This window comes from Halogeometricum pallidum JCM 14848 (genome assembly GCF_000337095.1).
Taxonomy (GTDB): Archaea; Halobacteriota; Halobacteria; order Halobacteriales; family Haloferacaceae; genus Halogeometricum; species Halogeometricum pallidum.
Map to the genome: position 1 here is coordinate 89,839 of NZ_AOIV01000044.1, position 21,857 is coordinate 111,695.

Sequence of the window (21,857 nt, forward strand, 5' to 3'; positions counted from 1 at the left end):
GTCGCATCGTGCGCCGCCTACGTGCCGGCCGCGCCGCCTCAGTGGTCCGACTCGTGGGCGCGCAGGGTCGTCCCGTAGTTCTCCGCGTGCTCTTCGTACTCGATGAACCGCGGCGCGTCCGGGTCGAACGGACGCTGCAGCGCCTCGAACGCCCGCTTTTTGTCCCACGACTGCAGGCCGCCGACGGCCGATTTGTCTTCTAAGTCGTGGTAGTCGAGGTCCGGTTCCGTCAGTTCCCACGCCTCCATCCCCCGCTCCGTTCGGACGATGACGCTTGAGTACTCGTCGCTCGACCCGACGGAACCGACTGTCAGGTCCGCGCAGTAGCCCGTGAAGTCCGCGCACTCGTCGCAGCCCTTCAGCGCCGCGCCGTGGAACGCCTCGACGTCCTCCTCGAGAATCATCCGGCCGTCGTGGTCGTACGCCATCAACTTCCCGTCGAGGACGTCCAACTTGCCGATATCCTCGGGCGGTAGGTCCCGCTTTTCCGCCAACTGCTCGCCGATGAGCCGGTGGTAGTTGAAGTTCTTCGTGCACATCAGCGCGATGGTGTAGTCTATCGCGCGGACGCCGTCCTCCTGACTCGCGTAGTCCCACCCGAAGTCCTGTAGCGCGCGGATGCCCTCTATCTCGCAGGGCGTCCCGACGAGGGCCAAAGAGAGGTCCTCGGGCGACTTGTCGGGGAGTTTCTCCTCCCACTGTTCGACGCCGAGATTTCCGAGCGCCATCGTCTGATTGTAGAAGCTCCCGGCGCTCTCGATTAGCTCCGCGGGCGTCGTCGCGAGGAACGACTCCGCCTTCCACGGCTCCTCGTCGGACTCGGTGGCGACCAAGGCGCCGTCTATCTCGCCGGCTTCGAGCAGGTGTATCAGCACGGAGGTGACGACGCCGCCGTCCTGTGCGTTCCCGCGCCACTCCTCCTCGACGCGCGCGGAGAACTCCGTGATGGGGTCGCCGGCCCCCTTCACGTTGTCCTCGCCGCCGGTTATCTTCCACTGGCGCTCGTACCGTAGGCCGCCGCGCGGGCAGAAGTCCCAGCAGAGCGAACAGCCGGTGCACATCTTCACCAACTCCGGCAGGCCGTCGTCGCCGATGCCGATGGAGTCCGAGGGGCAGGAGGCGACGCAGGTGCCGCATTGGATGCACCGCCCCTCGTCGATGACCGCCGCGTCGAGTTCCATGAACCACGTCTTTCCGTCCGGTTCCTCGACGTCGCTCATCTCTCGCCGGATGGAGTAGCCGGGCGTGTCCAACTCGACGCCGTCGGGCACCTGTACCCGCCTGTCGGGGGCGTCGTCGTACACGTCCTGGCTCTTGCCCGCCGCGGGTTCGGTGAAGTTCAGGTCCGTGAGGTTCCCGTCGGCGTCGACGTTCTCGGGGCGGGTGCCGCCGTCGGACTGCGGTTCCGACGGGGTCCGCGCGCGGCTTTCGGCCGCGGTCCGCGTCCCGCCGTCGGAGCGGGCGCCGCCGGAGTCGCAGGCGCACCCGCCGCCGCATCCGCACGCCGAACCCGTGTCGTTCGGCGCGTCGTCTCCCCCACCCTCTGCGGGTGGTTCGTTCGGGCGCCCCCGGCGGTACTTGATGAGTCGCAGGTCGTCGCGGCTCCCCGCCGTTCGTCCGGATTTTCCGTCTCCGCCGCTCACCGGCGGTACGGTCGCTTCGTCGTCGTCGCCGCCCGTCTCGGGCACGTGCGGGAGTCGCCGCTCGTTTCCGTCAGTCCCCATGCGCGACACCTCCCGAGACGTTGGCATCTGCACCCCGCATCACGGTGCGCAGGCGGTCGTTGTCGACGCGGCGGGTCCACTCGTAGAATCGCTCGCCGTCGTCGCGTTCGTCGGCGAACGCCGCGAACAACTGTTCGAGCGCGGGAATCACCGCGCGGGCGGGGACGGCTCCCTCCACCCAGTCGAGAAAGTCGTTGTCCGCCCCCAAGGAACCGCCGAGGCCGACGTCCATCCCCTCGACGACCGCATCGCCCTCGTCGTTCGTCGTCTCCTCGGGGTCGTCCACCGCCACCGTCTCGCCGCGGAAGCCGATGTCGGCTATCTGCGGTTGGGCGCACGACGCCGAACACCCGGACATGTGCATCCGGACGACGTCGAGGTCCGCGGGCGTCTCGATTCGCCGGTCGAGCGCCTTCGCCCAGCGGTACACCCGATTTTTGGTCTCGATGATGCCGTAGTTGCAGAACTCCGACCCGGTGCAACCGACCGCGCCGCGGGCGAACGGCCCGGGGTCGTGTTCGTACTTCCGGGCGAACGGCTCGTTCAGGAGGTCCGAGAGGTTCTCCTTCGGGACGTGCGTGACGAGGAAGTTTTGGTCGGTGGCGAGGCGGACGGTGCTCTCGTCGGTGCCGTACTCCCGCGCGGCGCGGGCGGCCGCGACGAACTCGTCGCCGCCCATCCGACCCGCTATCACGTTGAACCCGACGTAGTGGAGTCCATCGGTCTTCTGTTCGCGCACGCCGACGTGGTCGCCCGCGTAACCGCGCGTGAGGTCGGTCCCGCGCGACGGCAGGTCGGCGTCGCACCGGTCGCGGACGGCCGCCTCGAACGCCTCCGGACCCATCTGCTCGACGAGATAGCGCATCCGGCAGACGCCGCGGTTGTTCCGGTCGCCGAGTTCCTTGAACGTCTGCGCGACGGCGCGGCAGAACTCGACGGCGTCCTCGGGGCGGACGAAGACGTCGAGGTTCGAGGCCATGCGCGGGCCGTCCGAGAGGCCGCCGCCGACGCGGACGTGGAAGCCGTAGACGTCCCGCCCGTCCGCCTCCCTGCGCGCCGGAACGAGGCCGACGTCGTTTATCTGCGACTGCGCACAGTCCTCCCGGCAGCCCGTGATGGTCATCTTGAACTTCCGCGGGAGGTTCGCGTACTCCCGGTTGCCGGTGAAGTACTCCGAGACGGCGTCGACGACGGGTTGGGCGTCGAAGCACTCGTGGTCGGTCAGTCCGGCGGCGGGACAGCCGAGGACGTTGCGCGCGCCGTCGCCGCAGCCCTGAATCGTCGTCAGACCCACCTCCTCGTATCTGTCCCATATCTCCGGGACGTCCTCGACCCGTATCCAGTGCATCTGCACGTCCTGTCTGGTCGTGATATCGAGGTAGGCGTCGCCCCATATCTCGTTTTGCTCCTCGCCGCCGTGTTCGTCGGGGGCGACGGCGAACTCGTCGGCCACCTCACCGATGACCTGGGCTTGGTCGGGCGTGAGGCGACCGCCGGGAACCTTCGTCCGGAGCATGAAGTAGCCCTCCTGTCGACCATGGGCGTACATCCCGGCCCACTTCAGGCGTTCCCATTCGCCGTCGCCGGCGCGTCGCTCTATCTCCTCGAACGTGAGGCCCTCCGCGGCGTACTCGCGGACGTCGTCGACGACGTCGAGGGGGTGTTTCTCCTGCTTCCATCGTTCTACGGTATTCATGATAGCCTCCCGAGCGAGAGTATAACATGGTTATCAGTGGCACACAAGGAACCGCCCGTCGCTGCCAGTCCTGCCTCTGCTCCGAACTAGCGGGAGTCTAGCGGGTCCACCTACGACGCGATTCGGCCGAGAACGCTCGCGAGAGAACGCCCGGCGCCGACCGGGATATTACGAAATATGCGTGTCATTTTCTGTCCAAGAAAGCGGAAATAAACTCCGGTAGGTTGGCGATTCGCAAGACGCGTCGCGCGGCATCGAGGAGGGGTAAGGCCGTCACGCCCCGATGCCCGTCCCCGGGAGTCGCCGAAAGCGGAACGCACACAAGCCCGGAGCGCACACCCCAGTGCATGGGAATCGGAGGGACGGCGAAGAAACTCCAGAAAGTGGCCGAGATGGCCGAGGACGTGTACGCTCGACTGAACGAACTGCGCGACCAACTCGCGGAGATGCGCAAGACGACGCAGGCGACGAAGGCGCGCGTCGACCAACTCGAAGTCGAGAACGCCGAGCAGCGCGCGTTGCTGGAGGCGCTCGCGGAACGAGAGGGAATCGACGTCGAGAGCGTCACCGCCAACGCGCACATCGCCGAGGCGGAGACGGCCGGGTCGGACGCCGCGAGCGACGACCTGACCGGCGAGGCGGCGACGGACGTCGGGACGGACGAGGAGGTACCCGTCGACGAGGACGACAACACGGCCGGTACGAGCGGTTCGAACTGACGCCGACGGACGCGCGGACCACTTCTCGCGGCGACGCGACGAAACTCACCCGACAGCGCAGCGACCGACGGCCGGATGGGAACTTTGAGGTGCTGGGGCAACATTTGCCAGCGCATGACAACGCACCGGGAACCGCTCGCCTCGGTCCTCGACGCCGTCGGCGAGACGCCCCTCGTCCGCGTTCACGCCTCCCCCGACGAGGTGCCCGTCTACGCCAAACTGGAGTCGTTCAATCCGGGCGCGAGCGTCAAGGACCGCATCGGGAAGTACATGCTCGAACGGATGCTCGAAGACGGGACGCTCCCGGAGGGCGGAACCATCGTCGAACCGACGGCCGGCAACACCGGCATCGGCTTCGCCGTCGCCGCCGGCCAACTGGGAGTCGAGGCGGTGTTCGTCGTCCCCGAACGGTTCAGCGTCGAGAAACAGCAACTCATGCGCGCTCTCGGCGCGACGGTGGTCAACACGCCCAGCGAGGACGGCATGGGCGGCGCCATCGACCGGGCGCACGCCATCGCCGCGGAGACGGACGGCGCCGTCGTCCCCCAGCAGTTCTCGAACCCGCTGAACGTGGAGGCGCACTACGCGACCACCGGCCCCGAGATGTACGACGCCCTCGACGGCGAGGTGGGCGCCGTCGTCGCCGGGTGCGGCACGGCCGGGACGCTGATGGGCATCGCCGAGTACGCCCTCGAACAGAACCCCGACACGCACGTCGTCGCCGTCGAACCCGAGGGGTCGCTGTACGCGACGCTGAAGGGCGACGACGAGGAGGAGGACGCGTACAAGACCGAAGGCATCGGGACGCACGACACCTCGACGAACGAACTGTTCGACCCCGAACTCGTCGACGAGGTGGTGCAGATAGCCGACCGCGACGCGCACGCGGAGGTCCAGCGACTCGCCCGCGAGGAGGGCCACCTCGTCGCCTCCTCCGCCGCCGCGGCGAGTCTCGCCGCGTGCGACGTGGCCGAGCGAATCCGCGACGGCGAGGTGGACGCTCCCCACGATTCGGTCGCCACCGTCTTCCCCGATTCCAGCGAGCGATACCTCTCGAAGGGTATCTACGGCGACTTCGAGTCGTGGGAGGGGTGACCGGTCTCAGCGGACGAGACGTCCGTGCTCGACCTTCATGCACTTGTCCTGCACGAACGCGAGACCCGCCTCGCGCGCCCGTTCGCCCGCCTCGTCGTCAGTGATGCCGAGTTGGAGCCACACCGACCGCACGTCGCCGACGGACTCGTGCCGTTCTATCGCCGCATCGACGATATCGCCCGCCTCCTCGCTGGGTCGGAACACGTCCACCAGGTCGACGTCGGCGTCCTCGGGCACGTCCGCCAGCGAGTCGTACGCCGTCTCGCCGAGAATCTCGTCGGCGAACGGGTTGATCGGAATCACGCGGTAGCCGTGTCGCTGGAGATACGCCGGTATCTCGTGGGCCGCTTTTCCCTCGGTCGTCGAACAGCCGACGACGGCGACGGTGTCGGCGTCGAGCATCTCTCTGAGGTCGTCGTCGCTCACCATGCGCGGAGACAGGCGGCCCACGGGCAAAAAGCGTCGGCGCGAGTGCGGAGTCGACGCCCGAGAGGTCGGTCAGTCCGAGGCGAGTCGGATCTCGGGGTCGTCGTTCTCGTAGGTCGTGACGATGCCGTCGAACAACTGCTTGAGCGTGTTCATCGTCTGGTCGTCGTGCGCGCTGGCGTCGATGGCGAACAGGCCGAGGCCGTCGACGCTCTGGATGCGCCCGGTGAAGACGTGGAGGAAGCGAAACACCGTCTGGAGGTCCGCGTACATCAGCAGCGTCGACAGCGAGTGGAGCATGATGCGGTTCTGCTCGATGTTGCGGTCCTGGTAGAACGCCTGCAGGAACTCGGAGAGTTTGATACCGATTCCGGTCATGTCCACCGGCGAAGAGGTGTATTTGATCCGGTCGTCGTCGCGGATGTCGTTGACGCCCTGCTGGCGCGTCACGCAGTCGACGACGGCTACGGGTTTTCCGTCGTAGGGAGTGCGTTTCTCGAAGTCCGAGAGAATGCGCTTGGCGCCGTCTTTCGTGGTGACGATGATGGCGCCGTCGCCGCCGTCGGCGCCCTGCGCGAGGATATCCAGCGCGAGCGAGCGCTTCCCCGTGAGCGGCGGTCCGCTGATGAGAAGGTTTGTCCCCGGGGAGACGTCGGCGTCCAGCGCCGGTGAGAGGTCATACATGCGGGTGCCTCTGTGCCGGCCGACCGACCGGTAGATACTCGCTCCCAAGGGATGTGACCTCGCCGATAGCCATTAGACGATGTAACATATCGTGAATCGATATTATTCTTTTTGATTCGATGACCGTCCGGTTCGAGTGAGATGTCCCTGTGCTGTCGAATGAGGTGGCGAATCGTTCGTTCTTCTCATCTCGTGATAATATTAGATTGGACCGGCTGGCATAAATACTCGCCCCGCGATGAACGCCGCCGTGGCGAGCAGCATCCCGCGCTTGAGACGTCGTTGTGCGACCGAGGGGTCCGCGAACGACCGGACGCACGCGGCCAACATCAGGAGGTCCGCGGGAACGACCAAGGCGAGGTAGGCGATACCGAACCCGCTCTCCAGATACGGGAAGGCGCTCGCCGCCGTCGCGACGACCATCGCTACGAGGCCGACGCCGAGGGCGACGCGTTCGCCGACGACGATGGGGAGCGTTCGCAGTCCCTCCTCTCTGTCGCCCGCGACGTCCTCCACGTCCTTGACGACTTCGCGGGTGAACGTCGCCAACGCGGCGAGGCCGAACAGCACGAGGACGCTCCGGTCGAACGGGTCGCCCACCGCGGCGGCGCCGAACAGGAACGTCGACCCCGTGAGGTAGCCGACGACGACGTTCCCCACCCCGGGCAGTCCCTTGAAGTACTCCGTGTACGCGACGAGGGCTAAGAGGTTCACCACTGCGATGCCGAGGGCTTCGAGGGGGAGCAACGCCGCGCAGACGACGGCGCCGAGGAACAGGGCGACACTGAACGCCAGGGCGCCGCGCGAACTCACCGCACCGCGCGGGATGGGCCGGTCCGGTCGGTTGATGGCGTCTATCTCCCGGTCGAAGTAGTCGTTCACCGCGTTCCCGGCGCCCGTGGCGAACACCGTCGCGAGAACCGCCGCGGCGACGCGGAACGGCGAGGCGAACACGCCCGCCGCGACGAACGACCCGGTGAACGTGAGGACGCCCGCCGAGACGGTGTTGCCGGGGCGCGTGAGTTCCAGCAGACCCCGGGCCGTCCCGGTCGACTCCGCGGATGCCTCGCCGGCCGGACCGTTTCCGGACGCCGCCGCGTCGCCGTCGCCGGGCCCCTCGGCGGACTCGGACTCCCCGGCGGGTGGCATACGCGGAACGTGCCCGTCCCGCGATGATAAATGACGCGGAGTCGGCGGGTTCGGCGAACGGAATCCGTGGGTTTAAATTACACCGCGCCGGTACGAATGAGTGAGGGCGCTTAGCTCAGTCTGGACAGAGTGCTTGGCTTCGGACCAAGTTGCCACGGGTTCAAATCCTGTAGCGCCCATCCACCTTTTTGCTTCGTGGGGTTTCCTCGCGAGCCTTCGGCTCGCTGCGGGAACCGCTCCTCGCAAAAATCTGGACCAAAAAGTCCCGCGAGACTCGGCCTTCGGCCTCGCTCGCGGTCTCAAGGCTTCCAGTCAGCAGGACCTTCGGCGGATATCGCCCTCTACTGCTTCCCGACGACGCTCCGCAGCGTCGAAACTCCACCGACAAAACGACCGTCGATAATCTTCAGTCATTCAACGCCGACCGCACGTCCACCGCAGCGAACGCCACCTCCACTACGAAGTCGACGACGTACACGCGCCGTTTCGACCCGTCGAGCGCGACGAACGGCAACAGGCTGGCGGCGTGAATCAAGTCCGTCCCGGCGCCGGCGCCCTTCGCCAGCGAGCACTCGGCGTCCCGGAGCACGAACGCTTGGAGCAGGTGTCGAACGCCCAGCAGCCGTCGAAGGACGGAGAAGACCCTCCCCGTCTCGCCGCCGGCGACGCCTTCGACCAGCGAGTCGGGGGCCAAGAGGAGCACCGCGCCGTACGCGGCCCGGACTAACGCGGCGCGTCTCATTCGTCGTCACCGACGTAGAGTTTTGCCGCGAGGAGCGCGAGGACGCCGAGGACCGCACCGATAGCCTCGCGGTGCTTCGTGAGTTGGAGTTGGAGGCTCCCCGCCTCGGCCTCGTCGTCGAACGAACCGTGCGTGCCTCGGTCGCCCGATTTCGGCTCGAACAGGTAGTCCTCGTAGTCGTCGGGGACGTCCTCGTCGCGGAACTGGCCGCTGTAGCCCTGCTTGGCGAGCAGGCGGTCCGCGAGCCACGGCGCTATCTTGTTCCCCCAGATGGTCTTGACCGTCGAGCGTCCCACGTACACCTCGCGCCGCTCGTGGTGGGCCGCCCAGTGGATGCTGTCGGCGGCGACTTCGGGTTGGAAGACGGGCGCGACCGGTCGGGGGAGTTTGTCGACGTGGAGTCGCACCTGGTCGAACTGCGGCGTGTTGACGCCCGGGAGGTGGACCGTCGTCACGTGCACGTCGCTGTCGTTGTGGAGCAGTTCGGTGCGGATGGAGTCGGTCATCCCGCGGATGGCGAACTTCGACCCGCAGTAGGCCGACTGCAGCGGGATACCCCGGTACGCCAGCGCCGACCCGACCTGGACGAGGGTGCCGCTGTCGCGCGGCACCATCCGGTTCAGGGCGACGTGCGACCCGTTGACGAAGCCGAGGTAGTTCACGTCGGTCGCTCGCTCGAACTCCTCGGGTTCGACCTCGGTGAACTCGCCGAACACCGTGGCCATCGCCGCGTTGACCCAAGTGTCGATGGGGCCGAACTCCTCTTCGACCTCTTCTGCGGCCGCCTCGACCTCGTCGTACTCGCTGACGTCGGTCGGGATGGTCAGCGCCTTCCCGCCGCGTTCTTCGACTTCCTCCTTCGCGTTTTCGAGACGCTCCTCGTTCCGCGCGAGCAACGCTACCCGGGCACCGTCCTCGGCGAACTCGTGAGCGGTCGCCCGCCCGATGCCGGAGGAGGACCCCGTGATGACGACCACTTCCGAGCGGTCAGTCGAACTCATCGACCTCTCCCTCCCGCGACGTTCGGTGCGTGTCGTCTCATCGTCTCTCTTCGGCGTTCTCTCGGGAATTACTTCTTTCGTGTGGCCGGTCAGAGATCGGGTTCGGGAGTGGGCGCGAGCGCGGACGGCGAACGTGACACGGGGTACTGCGGTACGGTGCGGGTTGTGAGCGGCCACCACCGTTAGAATCCCTCGTAACCCACGCACGGGTAGAACGGTCCGCCGGCGAACCGGCGGGGGACCACCCAGAACGATGAGTGAGTACACACCGCTCGAGGAGTACGGAGCTATCGGTAACTTAGAGACGACGGCCCTCGTCGGCGCCGACGGAGCCATCGACTGGTGCTGCCTCCCGACGGTGTCCTCTCCGGGCGTGTTCGCCCGCCTCCTCGACCCCGGCGGCGGACACTTCTCGATACGGCCGACGGGCGAGTACGAGAGCGAACAGGCCTATCTCGATGAGACGGCGGTCCTGCAGACGACGTTCGAGACGGACTCCGGGACGGTGACCGTCACCGACTTCATGCCGTTCGTGGGCGAGAGTGACCCCTCGAACCCGAAGGTACAGGGAATCTACCGACGGGTCGCCTGCACCGAGGGGGAGGTCGAACTCGACGTGGTCTTCGAACCCCGGTTCGACTTCGTCCGGGCGGACACGCACGTCGAATCGACTGACAACGGCGCCGTCGCCAGCGGGGACGAGACGCGGCTGTTCCTCGTCAGTCCCACGGACCTCGACGTGAACGAGGCGGGGACGAACGCGACGGCGACGGTCGACCTCTCGGCGGACGAGGACCGCTGGTACGTCCTCCAGTACGGGATGGAGGTGCCGACCGACGACGACCGCTGCGAGTCGCTGTTAGAACAGACCGCCTCCTACTGGCAGGGGTGGACGCACGACTGCGGCGGGGACTGTCCGCTCGAAGGGTACGCCCACGACCTCGTTACGCGCTCTGCCATCGTGCTCAAACTGCTCACCTTCCGCGACACCGGCGCCATCGCCGCCGCGCCCACCGCGTCGCTGCCGGAAGTCATCGGCGGCGTGCGCAACTGGGACTACCGCTACTCGTGGATACGCGACGGCGCGTTCACCACCCGCGCGCTCGTCAACCTCGGTCACGAACGCGAGACCCGCGAGTACATCGAGGACTTCCTCCAGGTCAGCCGCGAGCGCGACCCCGAGGAGATACGGCCGCTCTACAGCCTCGACCACGGCGACTTGGAGGAGGAGACGCTCGACTACTTCGAGGGGTACCGCGGCTCCACCCCCGTCCGCATCGGCAACCAGGCCAGCGGGCAGACGCAACTCGACGTGTACGGCGAACTCATCCTCGCGGTGTACCACCTCGCGGAAGCGCGACACGAACTCGACGACGACGACTGGGAGGCAATCAAGGGCATCGTCGACCACGTCTGCGAGGCGTGGGACCGAACGGACGCCGGCATCTGGGAGCTTCGAGACAACCAGCGGCACTTCGTCCACTCGAAGGTGATGTGCTGGATCGCGCTCGACCGGGCGCTCGAAATCGCGGCGGACGAGGAGTTCGACGCCCCGGTCGAGCGGTGGTCGGAGGCGCGCGACGAGATAAAGCAGGCGGTCATCGAGAAGGGGTACGACGAGGAGCGGGGGAGCTTCACCCAGTCGTTCCGAAACGAGCAACTCGACGCCTCCGTCCTGATGCTCCCCCTCTCGGGGATGCTCCCGTTCGACGACGAGCGGGTCCAATCGACCATCGACACGGTCTGGTCGGAACTCGGCCGCGGGGACGGGCTGGTCTGCCGGTACGAGGAGGACCCCCTCCCCGGCGAGGAGGGAGCCTTCGTCGCCTGCTCGTACTGGCTCGTCAGTTGCCTCGCGCTCTCCGACCGACTGGAGGAGGCGTGGGAGGTGTTCGAGGCGGCGAACGACCACGTCTCGCCGCTCGGACTCCTCTCCGAGGAGGTCGACCCCGACTCCGGCGACCTGCTCGGGAACTTCCCGCAGGGGTTCAGCCACCTCGGCGTCATCAACGCCGCGCTCTACCTGAAGGCGGCCGAGGAGGGCGAGGAGATGGAGGACCCCCTCGGCATCCAGTCGTTCGGCGATTCCGACGCCGGTCGGGGCTCCATCTCGAAGTCCTGAGGGCGTCGCCGCGGGGACGACTCCTCCGTTCCGCTCAGTCGGCCGTCGACGCCGACCCGTCGCCCGACTCGGGGTTCTCGTCCATCCTCGAGAACAGCGTCGCCAGCGCCGGCCCCGAGACGTTGTGCCAGACGCTGAACAACGCCGGAATCAGAGCGGCGCTCGGACTGAAGTGTGCCGTCGCCAGCGCGACGGCTAGCCCGCTGTTCTGCAAACCGACCTCGAACGCGCACGTCCGGGCGCGGTCTTCCGGCATCCCGCTGGCGCACCCGATACCGTAGCCCGACCCGAGGCCGAGGCCGTTGTGGAGGACGACGGCGAGGAAGACGACGAGACCCGTCGAGAGGATGGTCGTTACGTTCAGTCCGACGACGGCGGCGATGATGGCGACGATGGCGACGACGCTGACCGCCGGGAAGATGGAGACGCCCGCCCGGGCGACGGCCGGCGCGTACCGGTCGAGGACGTATCGGAGGAGCAATCCGCCGACGACGGGCAGGAGAACCACCTGCACGATGGAGGTGGCAATCTCCGCGAACGTCACCGAGATGGACTCGCCCGCGAGCAGGACGATCCACGCCGGCATCACCACCGGCGCGGCGACGGTCGTCACCGAGGTGATCGTCACCGACAGCGCCACGTCGCCGCGTCCGAGGTAGGTCATCACGTTCGAGGCGGTGCCGCCCGGCGCCGCGCCGACGAGAATCAGCCCGACGCCTATCTCCGGCGGCAACCCGAGGAGCGCGACGAGGACGTACGCGAAAAGCGGCATCAACAGCCACTGGCTCGCCGCACCGACGAACACGTCGCGCGGGCGGTCGACGACCCGGCGGAAGTCTGCGGGCGTCAACGTCAGCCCCATCCCCAACATGATCACTCCCAGAAGCGGCGTGATGTAGGGGGCGATAGGCGTGAACGCCCCCGGCGAGTACAGCGCCAGCGGTGCCACCGCCACCACCCAGAGGACGAAGTACTTGCTCGTGAAGTCGCCGATTCGTTCCAGCGTCGTCTGTAGGCTCATCCGTCGGTCACCGGGGGAGCCGTTCCGGGGGCCGACGCATCAAGACTCGGCTTGCTGAAAATACGTCTCTGAATCCGGCTCAGTCCTCGGCGGACGACAGCCACTCGCGCATCCGCTCGCGGTGGAACTCGACGGCCGCCTCCCCTTCCAGTTCGGGGTACCGCGGTCGCGTCACGACGCCGTGCGAGTCCACCGCCGAGCGGACCACCGCCGCGAGTCGGTAGACGGGGGGAACCTCCGGATACGGACGCACCGAGCGGTAGCCCTCACGGAACGCGGTTCGAAGCGGCGCGCCGTCGGCGACGTACCAGTCGGCGACGAGGTGTTCGACCTTGGCCGCTGCGAGGCCCGCCGCCGCCGACAGCGGCCCGCCCCAGTCGAGAACCGCGGCCACATCGTCGCCGTCGAAGACGGCGTTTCCGGGCCGGAGGTCCCACGGGTACAGCCGCGGCGTCGGGTTCCGGGAGAGGGAGGCGCCGTCGAGACCGGCGAGGAGTTCCTCGCGAACGTCGTCGAACGCCGCCGGGAGCGCGTCGATTCCCTCGCGGACGTGGGCGTCGAACCACGACGGCCACGACTCGGCGCCGTCGGCGCGCAAGGCGGCGCCCGCGTCCTCCCCGTCGCTCCCGCCGTCGACGCGGACGGCGCCGTAGCCCTCGAAGGCGAACGATTCGTGGAGCGCCGCGAGCGAGCGGCCGAACCGCCGGCTCAGCCGTCGTCGCGTCGCCGAGGAGACCCGCGAGAACCGCTCGTGCAGGTCGACGCCGTCGACCAGTGCCGCGACCGCGTACGGCCGTCCCGCCAGCGACCCGTCGGCGAGGATTCGCGGCGTCGGCACCGCGGTCCGTTCTCGGACCGCGCGGGCGAGTGCGAGTTCGGTCCGGAAGGCGTCGGCGTCCGCGGCGAACTGCACGACCGCACCTTCGCCGTCGGCGAACCGGACCAGCGTCGTCTCCTTCGTGTTGCCGCGCCGCGACGGCGTCGTCTCCGTGACGGTCCGGGCGGGGAACTCCCGGTCGAGCACCGCGGCTACGTCGTCGTCGTCGTTCACTCGACCGTCCCGTCCAGTACATCGGCGAGTTCCGCGAGCGACTCGACGACGTAGTCGGGGTCGTACGACCCGGGGTCGGCGTCGCCGTCGGGGTACCACGCGACGGGCAGGCCCGCCTCGCGCGCGCCGGCCACGTCGTACTTCAGCGAGTTCCCGACGTACAGCGTCGCGGACGCGTCGACGCCCAGCGCCTCGACCGCCCGGTCGAACGGGTCGGTGTGGGGCTTCCGTCGCTCCATGTCGCCGGCGTAGACGACCACCTCGAAGGCGTCCTCCAGACCCAGCGCCTCCAGTTTCACCGACTGGCGGTACTCGGGGCCGTTGGTCATCAAACCCACGCGGTGGCCGACGCCGGCGTCCGCAAGCGCCGCCTCGGCCCCGCCGAGGAGCGAGACGGCCCCGTAGTCGATGCCGTCGACGAACTCGCGGGCCACGGCGCTCACGTCGGCCTCCGCCCGACCGTGTTCAGCGGCGACCGTCCGGAAACCCTCGCGGTAGTACTCGAACTCGTCCGGCGTGGTCGGCGGGCCCTCGAGCACCGCCCACAGGTCGCTCGGGGCGCCGAACGGTTCCACCTCCGCCCGCTCGAACGCCCCGAAGTAGAGGTGTTCGACGTCCTGCTCGTTCTCGCACAGCGTTCCGTCGAGGTCGAACAGGACGGCGTCGAAGCGGCTCATAACTGACGTAGGGGTGTGGCGCGCAAAAGCGACTCGGCGTGACGGGTGCGCCGTCCGTCCGAGTCGCCCTCGGTCGAGCTCCGATATCGTCTCGAATATCCGCGCTCGGAACCGCGCTGCACGCTCCGCTGTCGCTGCCGGCCCGTGACGGTCCTGCACGTACAGCGACTGGAGGTAGTAGACGCCGTTCAACAGCCCGTAGTACGGCCGTCGGCGCTCGAATCCCGGCGAGAACGGACGGACCGACTCGTAACCGCGCCGGAACGCTCGTCGCGCGGCCGTCGTGTCCTCGTCACACGCCGCGAACGTTGGCGTAACCGTCCGCCAGTAGTCCCACTCGCCCGGTGCCGCCGTCGCGTGCTCGAAATCGACGACGCACGCGACCCGCCCGTCCTCGACGGCGACGTGTTCGGGCGTCCACCACCCGTGACAGCAGACGGGGTCGCCCGCGCCGTCGAAGGCGTCCGGACGGTCGCGGAGGAACTCGACCGCGGCGTCGGCGACGTCGGCGTGGCCGTACTCGGCGAGGACCGACCGGCGGTGGCGGACGTGGTCGACGGCCGCCGCGTGCCAGTCGTCCGCCGTCTCGACCCGCACTCCGCCGTCGGCCGCACGGAACGGGCCGCAGCCGTCGACCAGCGGTTCCGTCTCCGTGTGCAGCGTCGCCAATCCGCGACCGGCGGCCGCCGCCCACGCCTCGTCGGCCTCGTCCGACGAGTCGGGCGCCGGCGCGTCCGGGTGCCACGCGGTGACGTAGCAGTCGTCACCGACGCGAAGAGTCTCGGGCACCGGAACCGCCGTCTCCCTGCCGACGAGCGCGGTCACGCGCCCCTCGACGGCCGCGTTCCCGGTCGGTCCGGTATCACCCTTGTAGACGGCGCGACGGCTGTCGACGCTCGCCTCGTACACCTCGTGCGGCGGCACGCGACGGAGTTTCCGGACGATACGGTAGTCTTCGAACCGTTCTGTGAGTCTCTCATGCGCGTCTCGTCTCATGGTGTTCGCCGCGTGACGGGCGGCGGCCGGCCGGCGCGGCACCGAGAGCAGAGCGCAGTGCCGCGGCTACGGCCGTGAGAAGTCGCCTCGGCCGTCGACCGCCTCCGTGAAAAGCGTTCCCGTTCCGTCAACTGCGACCGCGCGTCGGTCGCCTCACGCGCGTTCGACTCTCACCGCGTCGCCGACGCCGAGGCCGAACGCCCCGTCGCCGCGGCCGCGGTTCACCGCCAGTTCCACGTTGCCGTGGCTGCCGACGGTGACGACGCGGCCGCCGGGGTCGACGGCGGCGTACGACCGGCCGACGGGGGCCACCTCCCCGTCGACGCGCGCCCGGTCGAGGCCGTCGAGGAACTCTCCGGGGACGTTCGTGACGACGTTGCCGAAACCGTCGACGACCAGTACCTCGCCCGTCGCCGTCCCCTCGCCCACCTCGGGGTCCGGGAACGAGAGGTCGACGTACTCGTCGGCCGGCGCGACTCGGTCGACGGCCGTGACCGCGGGTGCGTCGTGGACATCTGCCGCGGCAGGCGCGAACACGTCGCGCCCGTGGAACGTGTTGCTGGCCGTCCCCTCGTACTCGACTTCGTACACCGCGAACTCGTCGCCGGCGAGTTCGCGGACGGTCGGAATCACGACGCCGTTGTCCGGCGCGACGAAGGCGTGCCCGCCCGCCTCGACGACGAGGGCCGCGCGGTCGGTGCCGACGCCGGGGTCGACGACGACGAGGTGCGTCGCCGCCGGGAAGTACGGCAGCACCTCCCGGAGCCAGAAGGCCGTCGCGCGCACGTCCTGTCTCGGGAAGTCGTGGCCCACGTCGACGAGTCGGGCGTCGGTGCGTCCGAGCAGCACGCCTTTCATGGCCGCCGGGTACGGCGTCCCGAAGTCAGAAGCGAGCGTTATCATCGGTCGCGGCGTCTCGCGCGGGCTGTATGTCGCTGTCGCTTTCGGAGCACGTCTCGGAACGGGAAGACATTCTCCTCAGAAGAACGTCGCCGCCGCGGGGTCGAACTCGACGGCGAGGCGGTCGGCGTCGGGCACGTCCGACGTCCGGACGATCACCTGCCGCCCCGCCCACCGGCAGTACAGTCGGGTCACGTCGCCGAGGAATTCGGCCGTCTCCACGTCGACGGTCAGGCGGTTCCCCGGCGGAGCGGCGCCCGTCGGCGGACCCGCGACCGACAGCCGTTCCGGACGCACGCAGAAGCGGACCGTCTCGCCCGCCTCGGCGTCGGTGGGGGGCAACGCGAACTCGGCGTCCGCGACCCGGACGACCGTCGAACCGTCTCCGGATTCGAGCACCTCGCCCTCGAAGACGTTGTTGTCGCCGACGAAGGAGGCGACGAACGCCGTCTCCGGCCGCCGGTATATCGCCTGCGGCGTGCCGACCTGTTCGACCCGGCCGGCGTTCATCACGGCCACGCGGTCGGAGACGGCCAACGCCTCCTCCTGGTCGTGGGTGACGTACAGCGTCGTCACGTCCAGTTCCCGCTGAATCCCCTTGACGCTCCGGCGGAGTTGCTCGCGGAGGCGGGCGTCGAGGGCGCTCATCGGTTCGTCGAGGAGGAGGACGTGCGGTTCGGGCGCGAGGGCGCGGGCGAGGGCGACTCGCTGCTGTTGGCCGCCCGAGAGTTCGTCCGGGTCGCGGCCGCCCATCCCCGCTAAGTCGACCATCGCCAGCAGTTCCGCGACGCGTTCGTCCGCCGTCGTCCCCGGCGGCGGCCCGTCGAACTGCAGGCCGTAGGCGACGTTCTCGCGGACGCTCATGTGCGGGAACAGCGCGTAGTTCTGGAAGACGACGCCCACGTCGCGGTCCTCGGTCGGCATCCCGCGCACGTCCTCCCCGCCGAAGCGGACGGCGCCCGCGTCGGGCGACTCCAACCCGGCGACGAGACGGAGCGTCGTCGTCTTCCCGCACCCGGAGGGGCCGACCAGCGTGAAGAACTCCCCCTCGGCGACCGAGAGCGAGACGCCGTCCAGCGCAGTCGTCCCGGCGTACTCCCGGCGGACGCCGTCGAGTTCGAGGTCAACCACGCGGCGTCACCTCGCGGACGGCGCGGACGGCGGCCTCGCGGGGGGTGTGGGAAGCGACCGACATCGTCTCCTTCCAGTCACCAATCGGTGATATACCCGTCGAATCACCCGCTCGAAAACGCCCGGTCGGAGCGGTCAGGAGCGCGTCTCGGCGTCGTCGTCGTCGGAGAGCGCTTCGGGGGCGCTGGGAACGCTCGGGAGCCAGTCTAAGTCGGCGTCGACGCGCCCCGAGAGGACGGCGTTGACGACGACGCCCACGAGGATGGCCAGTCCGCCGAGGTACAGCCACGAGAGGAAGATGAGCGCGACGCCCGCGATGCCGTACAGTTGGACGCTCTCTGAGAGGCCGACGTACACGCGGAAGACGAACCCGGAGACGGTCCACGCCGCCGCGGCGACGAGGACGCCCGGGAGCGCCTCGCGGGGCGACTGGTCGACGCCCGGGAAGAAGTAGTACATCGGAAAGAAGCCGACGACCAGCGAGGCGAAGATGAGCAGTCCGCTCGCCACCGACCACCAGCCGCCGAGAACCAACGATAGCGCGACGGAGACGAACGAGACGACGATGAGCGCGATGGTCGTGCCGACGAAGACGAGTCCCGTGTCGCGGATGCGCCCCCAGAAGGAGGTGTGACGGCGCGTGCCGTACACCTCCGCGAACGTGTCCTGAATCGAGCGGAGGCTCTTCAGCGAACTCCACACCACGATGGCGACGGCCAGCGACAGCGCCCGGACGCGGGCGTCGGTTTCGGCGCCTATCATCTTCAGTACCCGCTGGAACTGGTTGGGGTCGACGCCCACGAGTTGGCCGAGCCCCTGCGAAATCGTGTCGACGCTGCCGAACGTGGCGATACCGACGACCAACAGAAACACCGTCGGAACGAACGCGTTGAACACGTAGTACGACAGACTGGCGGCGAGCGTCGTCACGTTCTTCTCGCGGCTGACCGCGACGACGGCTTTCGTCACCCGAACGACGGAATCGGCCCTGAACACTGGGCGACGTAGGCACCACGTCGGTATCAATCGTCGCAGCAGTCGGATCGAGAGACTTTCTCCCGAAAGGCTACAATGGTTATGTGTCGCGAGAGAGTCGTCGAACCTGCAATGACCGCACTCACAGCGTTCACGGCCGGTCTCACAGCCGCGTCAACCGCCCTTCCCCTGCAGTCGGGGGGGCTCCTAACGCTCGCCATCGCGTTCCTGGTGCTCGCCATCCTGGCGGGATTCGCCGGGTTCCGCGGGGTCGCCGGTCTCTCCATGAGCGCCGCGCGAATCCTCGTCGTGGTGTTCCTGGTGCTCGCCATCCTCACGTTCTTCCTGTGAGGACCGAGGGCCGAAGCGCGTGACGGCGCCCGACCGCGAGTCGCCGCGGACCGCCCTCACGGCGGGTCCGGCGACGCTTAGCCTCGGCTCTGCCCCGTCAGGCTTATTCGACAGTTCCGTGAATCGGAGAGCATGAACCGGCCACTCGCAGCCGTCGCCGGCGGATTCTCCGGCACCGCCGCTCTGACCGTTCTGCTCCTCCTCTTCGAGGTCGAGACGCGGTCGCAGATAGGGATGTTCGACGTCGTCGCGCGGTTCGTCGGCGTCCCCGGAAGCACGACCATCGGGTTCGCCCTCTTCGTCGCCGCCGGGACCTTGGCGTGGCCCCTCCTGTTCGTCGCCGTCGAGGACTCCGTCCCCGGCGCGGACCCCGCGATAAAGGGGATGGGCGTCGGCGTGCTCCTCTGGATTCCGTTCTTCCTCCTCGGGCGGGCCGAACTCTCGGGGGCCATCGTGTTCGCCTTCGCCGGTCTGACGCTCGTCGCCCACCTCGCCTACGGCTACATCACCGGCGCCGTCTACGCTCGACTCACGGGCCGGACCCCATCGGGCGGGACGTTCGACGACGGGTCAGAACTGCGAGGCTGACCGGAGCCGTCGTATCGGCCGACAATCGGTCGCAGGAGGACGGTTCCAAGATTCTGGGGACGGCCTCGCCACTTATGTACGGACCGTCCTAAGTCGCTCTCACGCGCCTCTCGCGCGAGTTGATAATGTCTCTGCCGCTCGTTCCGCTTCTCGCCGTCGCCAGTGTCCTCCTCGGAGGATGGGCGTGCTGGCGCCGCCGCGAGTCGACGGACCCCACCACGACCGAATCGCCCCGAAACCCCGCCTCGCTCCGGACGGACGGCGGCGAAGAACGGCCCGACGACGGGCACCCGCCCGACGACCGACAGGTCTCCGAGGAGCGTCGAACCGACGGCGGCGAACGCCGCGCCGACTCGGGCTCCGAGGGTCGGGTACCCGTGATCGGTACGCTGTACGGCCGCGAGCACAAGACCAGCAAACCGTACGGGCTGATGCGCTGGGTGACGAGCGTCGACCACAAGGACATCGGCATCCTCTATCTCCTGTTCGGCCTCGCGGCCGGCATGTGGGGGGCGACGGACGCGATGATGATCCGGACGGAACTGTTCACCCCCGGCACCGACGTCTGGAACGCCGAGACGTACAACGGTCTGTTCACGACGCACGGGCTGACGATGCTGTTCTTCTTCGTCACGCCGGTGTTCACCGGGCTGGCAAACTACTTCCTCCCGCTTCTCATCGACGCCGACGACATGGCGTTCCCGCGCATCAACGCCATCGCCTTCTGGCTCCTGCCGCCGTCGCTCGTCCTCGTCCGCGCCGGCCTCCTCACCGAGGTGTTGGCGAAGGTCATCGACGCCGTCGGGCCGCGCATCGAGTTCCTCTACGCGCTCGAACCGCCGACGATGGGGTGGACGCTGTACACGCCGCTGACGACCCAACTGGCCAACCCGCAGGTCGACCTGCTGCTGTTGGGGCTCCACCTCTCGGGACTGGCCACGATAATGGGCGGCGTGAACATCATCGTCACCATCTTCACCGAACGCGGACAGGGGGTCAGTTGGTCCACCCTCGACATCCTTACGTGGTCTCTCCTGACGACGAGCGGCCTCATCCTGTTCGCGTTTCCCGTCCTCGGGAGCGCCGTCCTCATGCTCCTGTTCGACCGCAACTTCGGGACGACGTTCTTCGCCGTCGAAGCCGGCGGCCCCATCCTCTGGCAGCATCTGTTCTGGTTCTTCGGCCACCCCGAGGTGTACATCCTCGTCCTCCCGGCGTTCGGGCTGACGAGCCAGATACTCCCGAAGTTCTCGGGGCGGAAGCTGTTCGGCTTCAAGTTCATCGTCTACTCGACGCTCGCCATCGGCGTGCTGTCGTTCGGCGTCTGGGCCCACCACATGTTCGCCACGGGGATGGACCCCCGACTCCGCGCCTCGTTCATGGTGGTCACGCTCGCCATCGCGGTGCCGAGCGCCGTCAAGACGTTCAACTGGATGGCGACCCTCTGGAACGGCAACGTCCGCTTGGAAGCGCCGATGCAGTTCCTCGTCGGCGGTATCGGCCTGTTCGTCGTCGGGGGCGTGACGGGCATCTTCCTCGCGTCCGTCCCGGTGGACATCGTCGTCCACGGCACCTACTACGTCGTGGCGCACTTCCACTTCATCGTCGTCGGCATCATCGCCTTCTCGATGTTCGCCGCGTCGTACTACTGGTACCCGCTCTTCACCGGGCGGATGTACAACAAGCGTCTCGGGACGGCCCACGCCGTCCTCAGCATCGTCGGGGTCAACGTGACGTTCATGCCTCTGTTCCTCATCGGCCTGATGGGACTGCCGCGCCGGTCGGCGTCTTACCCCGTCGAGTTCACGCTCCTCCAGCAGATAGCGACCGTCGGCGCGTTCGTGCTCGCCCTCAGCGTCGGTATCTGGCTGTTCAACATGGTGAACTCCTTCCGAACCGGACCCGTCGTCCGGACCCCGGACCCGTGGAACCTGAAGGAGTCCAACCAGTTCTCTCGCGAGTGGCAGTGGTTCGAGCGGCGGATGTCGGAGAACCTGTCGAACCCGGACCGGGCGCTCGCCGACGGCGGACGAGTCGACGACGGACCGGACGCCTCGGGCGGCGATGCCGACGCCGCGACCGGCGACGCCGAGAACTGAGACGAACTCCCTTCTCGCCGCGCCCGCTCTCTTTCGATACCCATCTTTCGGAACCACGGACGGAGCGGACGCTCCGCTCGGGGGGCCGAAAACGGAAGAGACGACTGCGGAACGGGGAATTCGTCGGGGCGCCGCGACGGACCGAGAGTCGGCTCCGGTTTCAGCTCTGGAACGGCTCCTCGTCGCGGTGGTTGTCCGGGTTGTTCGTCTCCCGGGCCTCCCGTTCTATCTGGTCGGTCTCGCGGTCGACGGCGTCCAAGTCGCGCCTGTCGCCGTCGGGGTGGACGTCGTCCTCGTCGCCTGCGTTCGGCACGCGGGAGCTGTCGACGAAGCGCTGTCGTCCCGCTTCGCCGTCGTCCACGACGAACGCCACCTCCGACGCCTCGTACATCGAGAAGAACGACTCCCAGTCGAGTTCTCGGCCCTCAACGTCCTCCTCGGAGGTGAACCGGAGCTCCAAGGACCCCTCGGGCGTCGCGGAGACGACCGGTCGGGACCCCGTCTTGTCGGCCCACGACCGCATCTCCTCGAGGTCGGAGAGGACTCGCTCCTCGTCTGCGTCGTTGTTTGCGTTCATCGCACTCCATACTCGCCGGGAACGCATACCCCTCTCACGCCTGCAAGTGCAGGGTTCGACCGGCTTCGGTCGAAGATAAACGAACGCGCAATCGCAAGCAGAAAGACGGGGTCACCACCGGACGAAATTCACC

General features: G+C 68.1%; 20 protein-coding genes and 1 tRNA gene. 7 read left to right on the plus strand and 14 right to left on the minus strand.

What is annotated here, in order from left to right:
* Positions 1–38: 38 nt before the first annotated feature.
* Both C474_RS19580 and C474_RS19585 read right to left on the minus strand, forming a co-directional pair.
* A complete protein-coding gene (locus C474_RS19580; protein ID WP_008389914.1) occupies positions 39–1,724 on the minus strand; it encodes a Coenzyme F420 hydrogenase/dehydrogenase, beta subunit C-terminal domain in 1,686 nt (561 codons plus the stop codon).
* Positions 1,714–3,420: a nitrite/sulfite reductase gene (locus C474_RS19585; RefSeq protein ID WP_008389915.1), complete on the minus strand. Its 1,707-nt coding sequence runs from the start codon at positions 3,418–3,420 to the stop codon at positions 1,714–1,716. The genes C474_RS19580 and C474_RS19585 overlap by 11 nt, the downstream gene beginning before the upstream one ends.
* Positions 3,421–3,767: 347 nt before the next feature.
* On the opposite strand from C474_RS19585, the gene C474_RS19590 reads away from it, so the two are divergent.
* Positions 3,768–4,139, plus strand: coding sequence for a DUF5798 family protein (locus tag C474_RS19590; RefSeq protein WP_008389917.1), 372 nt, complete (start codon positions 3,768–3,770; stop codon positions 4,137–4,139).
* A 114-nt stretch (positions 4,140–4,253) separates the two neighbouring features.
* The gene (locus tag C474_RS19595) at positions 4,254–5,234 is read left to right on the plus strand and encodes a PLP-dependent cysteine synthase family protein (RefSeq protein ID WP_008389919.1); all 981 of its coding nucleotides are present in this window, start codon (positions 4,254–4,256) and stop codon (positions 5,232–5,234) included.
* Positions 5,235–5,240: 6 nt separating this feature from the next.
* Here the strand turns inward: C474_RS19595 and C474_RS19600 are convergent, their stop codons facing one another.
* From C474_RS19600 to C474_RS19610, 3 genes are all read right to left on the minus strand, one after another.
* The gene (locus C474_RS19600; protein WP_008389923.1) at positions 5,241–5,663 is read right to left on the minus strand and encodes a CoA-binding protein; all 423 of its coding nucleotides are present in this window, start codon (positions 5,661–5,663) and stop codon (positions 5,241–5,243) included.
* A 69-nt stretch (positions 5,664–5,732) separates the two neighbouring features.
* Positions 5,733–6,344: an RAD55 family ATPase gene (locus tag C474_RS19605; protein ID WP_008389924.1), complete on the minus strand. Its 612-nt coding sequence runs from the start codon at positions 6,342–6,344 to the stop codon at positions 5,733–5,735.
* A 201-nt stretch (positions 6,345–6,545) separates the two neighbouring features.
* Entirely contained in the window at positions 6,546–7,493 is a 948-nt protein-coding gene (locus C474_RS19610; protein WP_008389925.1) for a geranylgeranylglycerol-phosphate geranylgeranyltransferase, read from the minus strand.
* Positions 7,494–7,597: 104 nt separating this feature from the next.
* On the opposite strand from C474_RS19610, the gene C474_RS19615 reads away from it, so the two are divergent.
* Positions 7,598–7,672, plus strand: a tRNA-Arg gene (locus C474_RS19615).
* A 227-nt stretch (positions 7,673–7,899) separates the two neighbouring features.
* Here the strand turns inward: C474_RS19615 and C474_RS19620 are convergent.
* Both C474_RS19620 and C474_RS19625 read right to left on the minus strand, forming a co-directional pair.
* Positions 7,900–8,235 carry a hypothetical protein gene (locus tag C474_RS19620; protein WP_008389926.1) on the minus strand — a complete coding sequence of 112 codons (336 nt, stop codon included), beginning with the start codon at positions 8,233–8,235 and terminating at the stop codon, positions 7,900–7,902.
* Positions 8,232–9,236, minus strand: coding sequence for an SDR family oxidoreductase (locus tag C474_RS19625; protein ID WP_008389927.1), 1,005 nt, complete (start codon positions 9,234–9,236; stop codon positions 8,232–8,234). Before C474_RS19625 ends, C474_RS19620 begins: the two co-directional genes overlap by 4 nt.
* Positions 9,237–9,489: 253 nt before the next feature.
* Here C474_RS19625 and C474_RS19630 point away from each other — a divergent pair, with 253 nt between their 5' ends.
* Positions 9,490–11,358: a glycoside hydrolase family 15 protein gene (locus C474_RS19630; protein WP_008389928.1), complete on the plus strand. Its 1,869-nt coding sequence runs from the start codon at positions 9,490–9,492 to the stop codon at positions 11,356–11,358.
* 34 nt (positions 11,359–11,392) lie between these two features.
* Here the strand turns inward: C474_RS19630 and C474_RS19635 are convergent, their stop codons facing one another.
* The 6 genes from C474_RS19635 to C474_RS19660 form a co-directional block, all read right to left on the minus strand.
* Positions 11,393–12,379, minus strand: coding sequence for a bile acid:sodium symporter family protein (locus C474_RS19635; RefSeq protein WP_008389929.1), 987 nt, complete (start codon positions 12,377–12,379; stop codon positions 11,393–11,395).
* A 79-nt stretch (positions 12,380–12,458) separates the two neighbouring features.
* The gene (locus tag C474_RS19640) at positions 12,459–13,430 is read right to left on the minus strand and encodes a phosphotransferase family protein (RefSeq protein ID WP_008389930.1); all 972 of its coding nucleotides are present in this window, start codon (positions 13,428–13,430) and stop codon (positions 12,459–12,461) included.
* Entirely contained in the window at positions 13,427–14,107 is a 681-nt protein-coding gene (locus C474_RS23230) for an HAD family hydrolase (protein WP_049917211.1), read from the minus strand. The genes C474_RS19640 and C474_RS23230 overlap by 4 nt, the downstream gene beginning before the upstream one ends.
* A gap of 1,149 nt (positions 14,108–15,256) precedes the next feature.
* Positions 15,257–16,006, minus strand: coding sequence for an SAM hydrolase/SAM-dependent halogenase family protein (locus tag C474_RS19650; RefSeq protein ID WP_008389932.1), 750 nt, complete (start codon positions 16,004–16,006; stop codon positions 15,257–15,259).
* A gap of 75 nt (positions 16,007–16,081) precedes the next feature.
* On the minus strand, positions 16,082–17,134 hold the full coding sequence (locus C474_RS19655; RefSeq protein ID WP_008389934.1) for an ABC transporter ATP-binding protein: 1,053 nt from the start codon (positions 17,132–17,134) through the stop codon (positions 16,082–16,084).
* A 135-nt stretch (positions 17,135–17,269) separates the two neighbouring features.
* Entirely contained in the window at positions 17,270–18,130 is an 861-nt protein-coding gene (locus tag C474_RS19660) for a YihY/virulence factor BrkB family protein (RefSeq protein ID WP_008389937.1), read from the minus strand.
* 111 nt (positions 18,131–18,241) lie between these two features.
* Here C474_RS19660 and C474_RS19665 point away from each other — a divergent pair, with 111 nt between their 5' ends.
* The 3 genes from C474_RS19665 to C474_RS19675 all read left to right on the plus strand — a co-directional run bounded on the left by C474_RS19665 (position 18,242) and on the right by C474_RS19675 (position 21,147).
* The gene (locus C474_RS19665; RefSeq protein WP_008389939.1) at positions 18,242–18,460 is read left to right on the plus strand and encodes a DUF1328 domain-containing protein; all 219 of its coding nucleotides are present in this window, start codon (positions 18,242–18,244) and stop codon (positions 18,458–18,460) included.
* Between the two features lie 132 nt (positions 18,461–18,592).
* Complete coding sequence (locus C474_RS19670; RefSeq protein ID WP_008389941.1) at positions 18,593–19,048, plus strand: DUF6789 family protein; 456 nt, start codon at positions 18,593–18,595, stop codon at positions 19,046–19,048.
* A gap of 125 nt (positions 19,049–19,173) precedes the next feature.
* Positions 19,174–21,147 (plus strand): cbb3-type cytochrome c oxidase subunit I, encoded by a 1,974-nt coding sequence (locus C474_RS19675; RefSeq protein ID WP_008389943.1) that lies wholly within the window; start codon positions 19,174–19,176, stop codon positions 21,145–21,147.
* Positions 21,148–21,307: 160 nt separating this feature from the next.
* Here the strand turns inward: C474_RS19675 and C474_RS19680 are convergent, their stop codons facing one another.
* Positions 21,308–21,724: a hypothetical protein gene (locus C474_RS19680; protein WP_008389944.1), complete on the minus strand. Its 417-nt coding sequence runs from the start codon at positions 21,722–21,724 to the stop codon at positions 21,308–21,310.
* Positions 21,725–21,857: the final 133 nt, after the last annotated feature.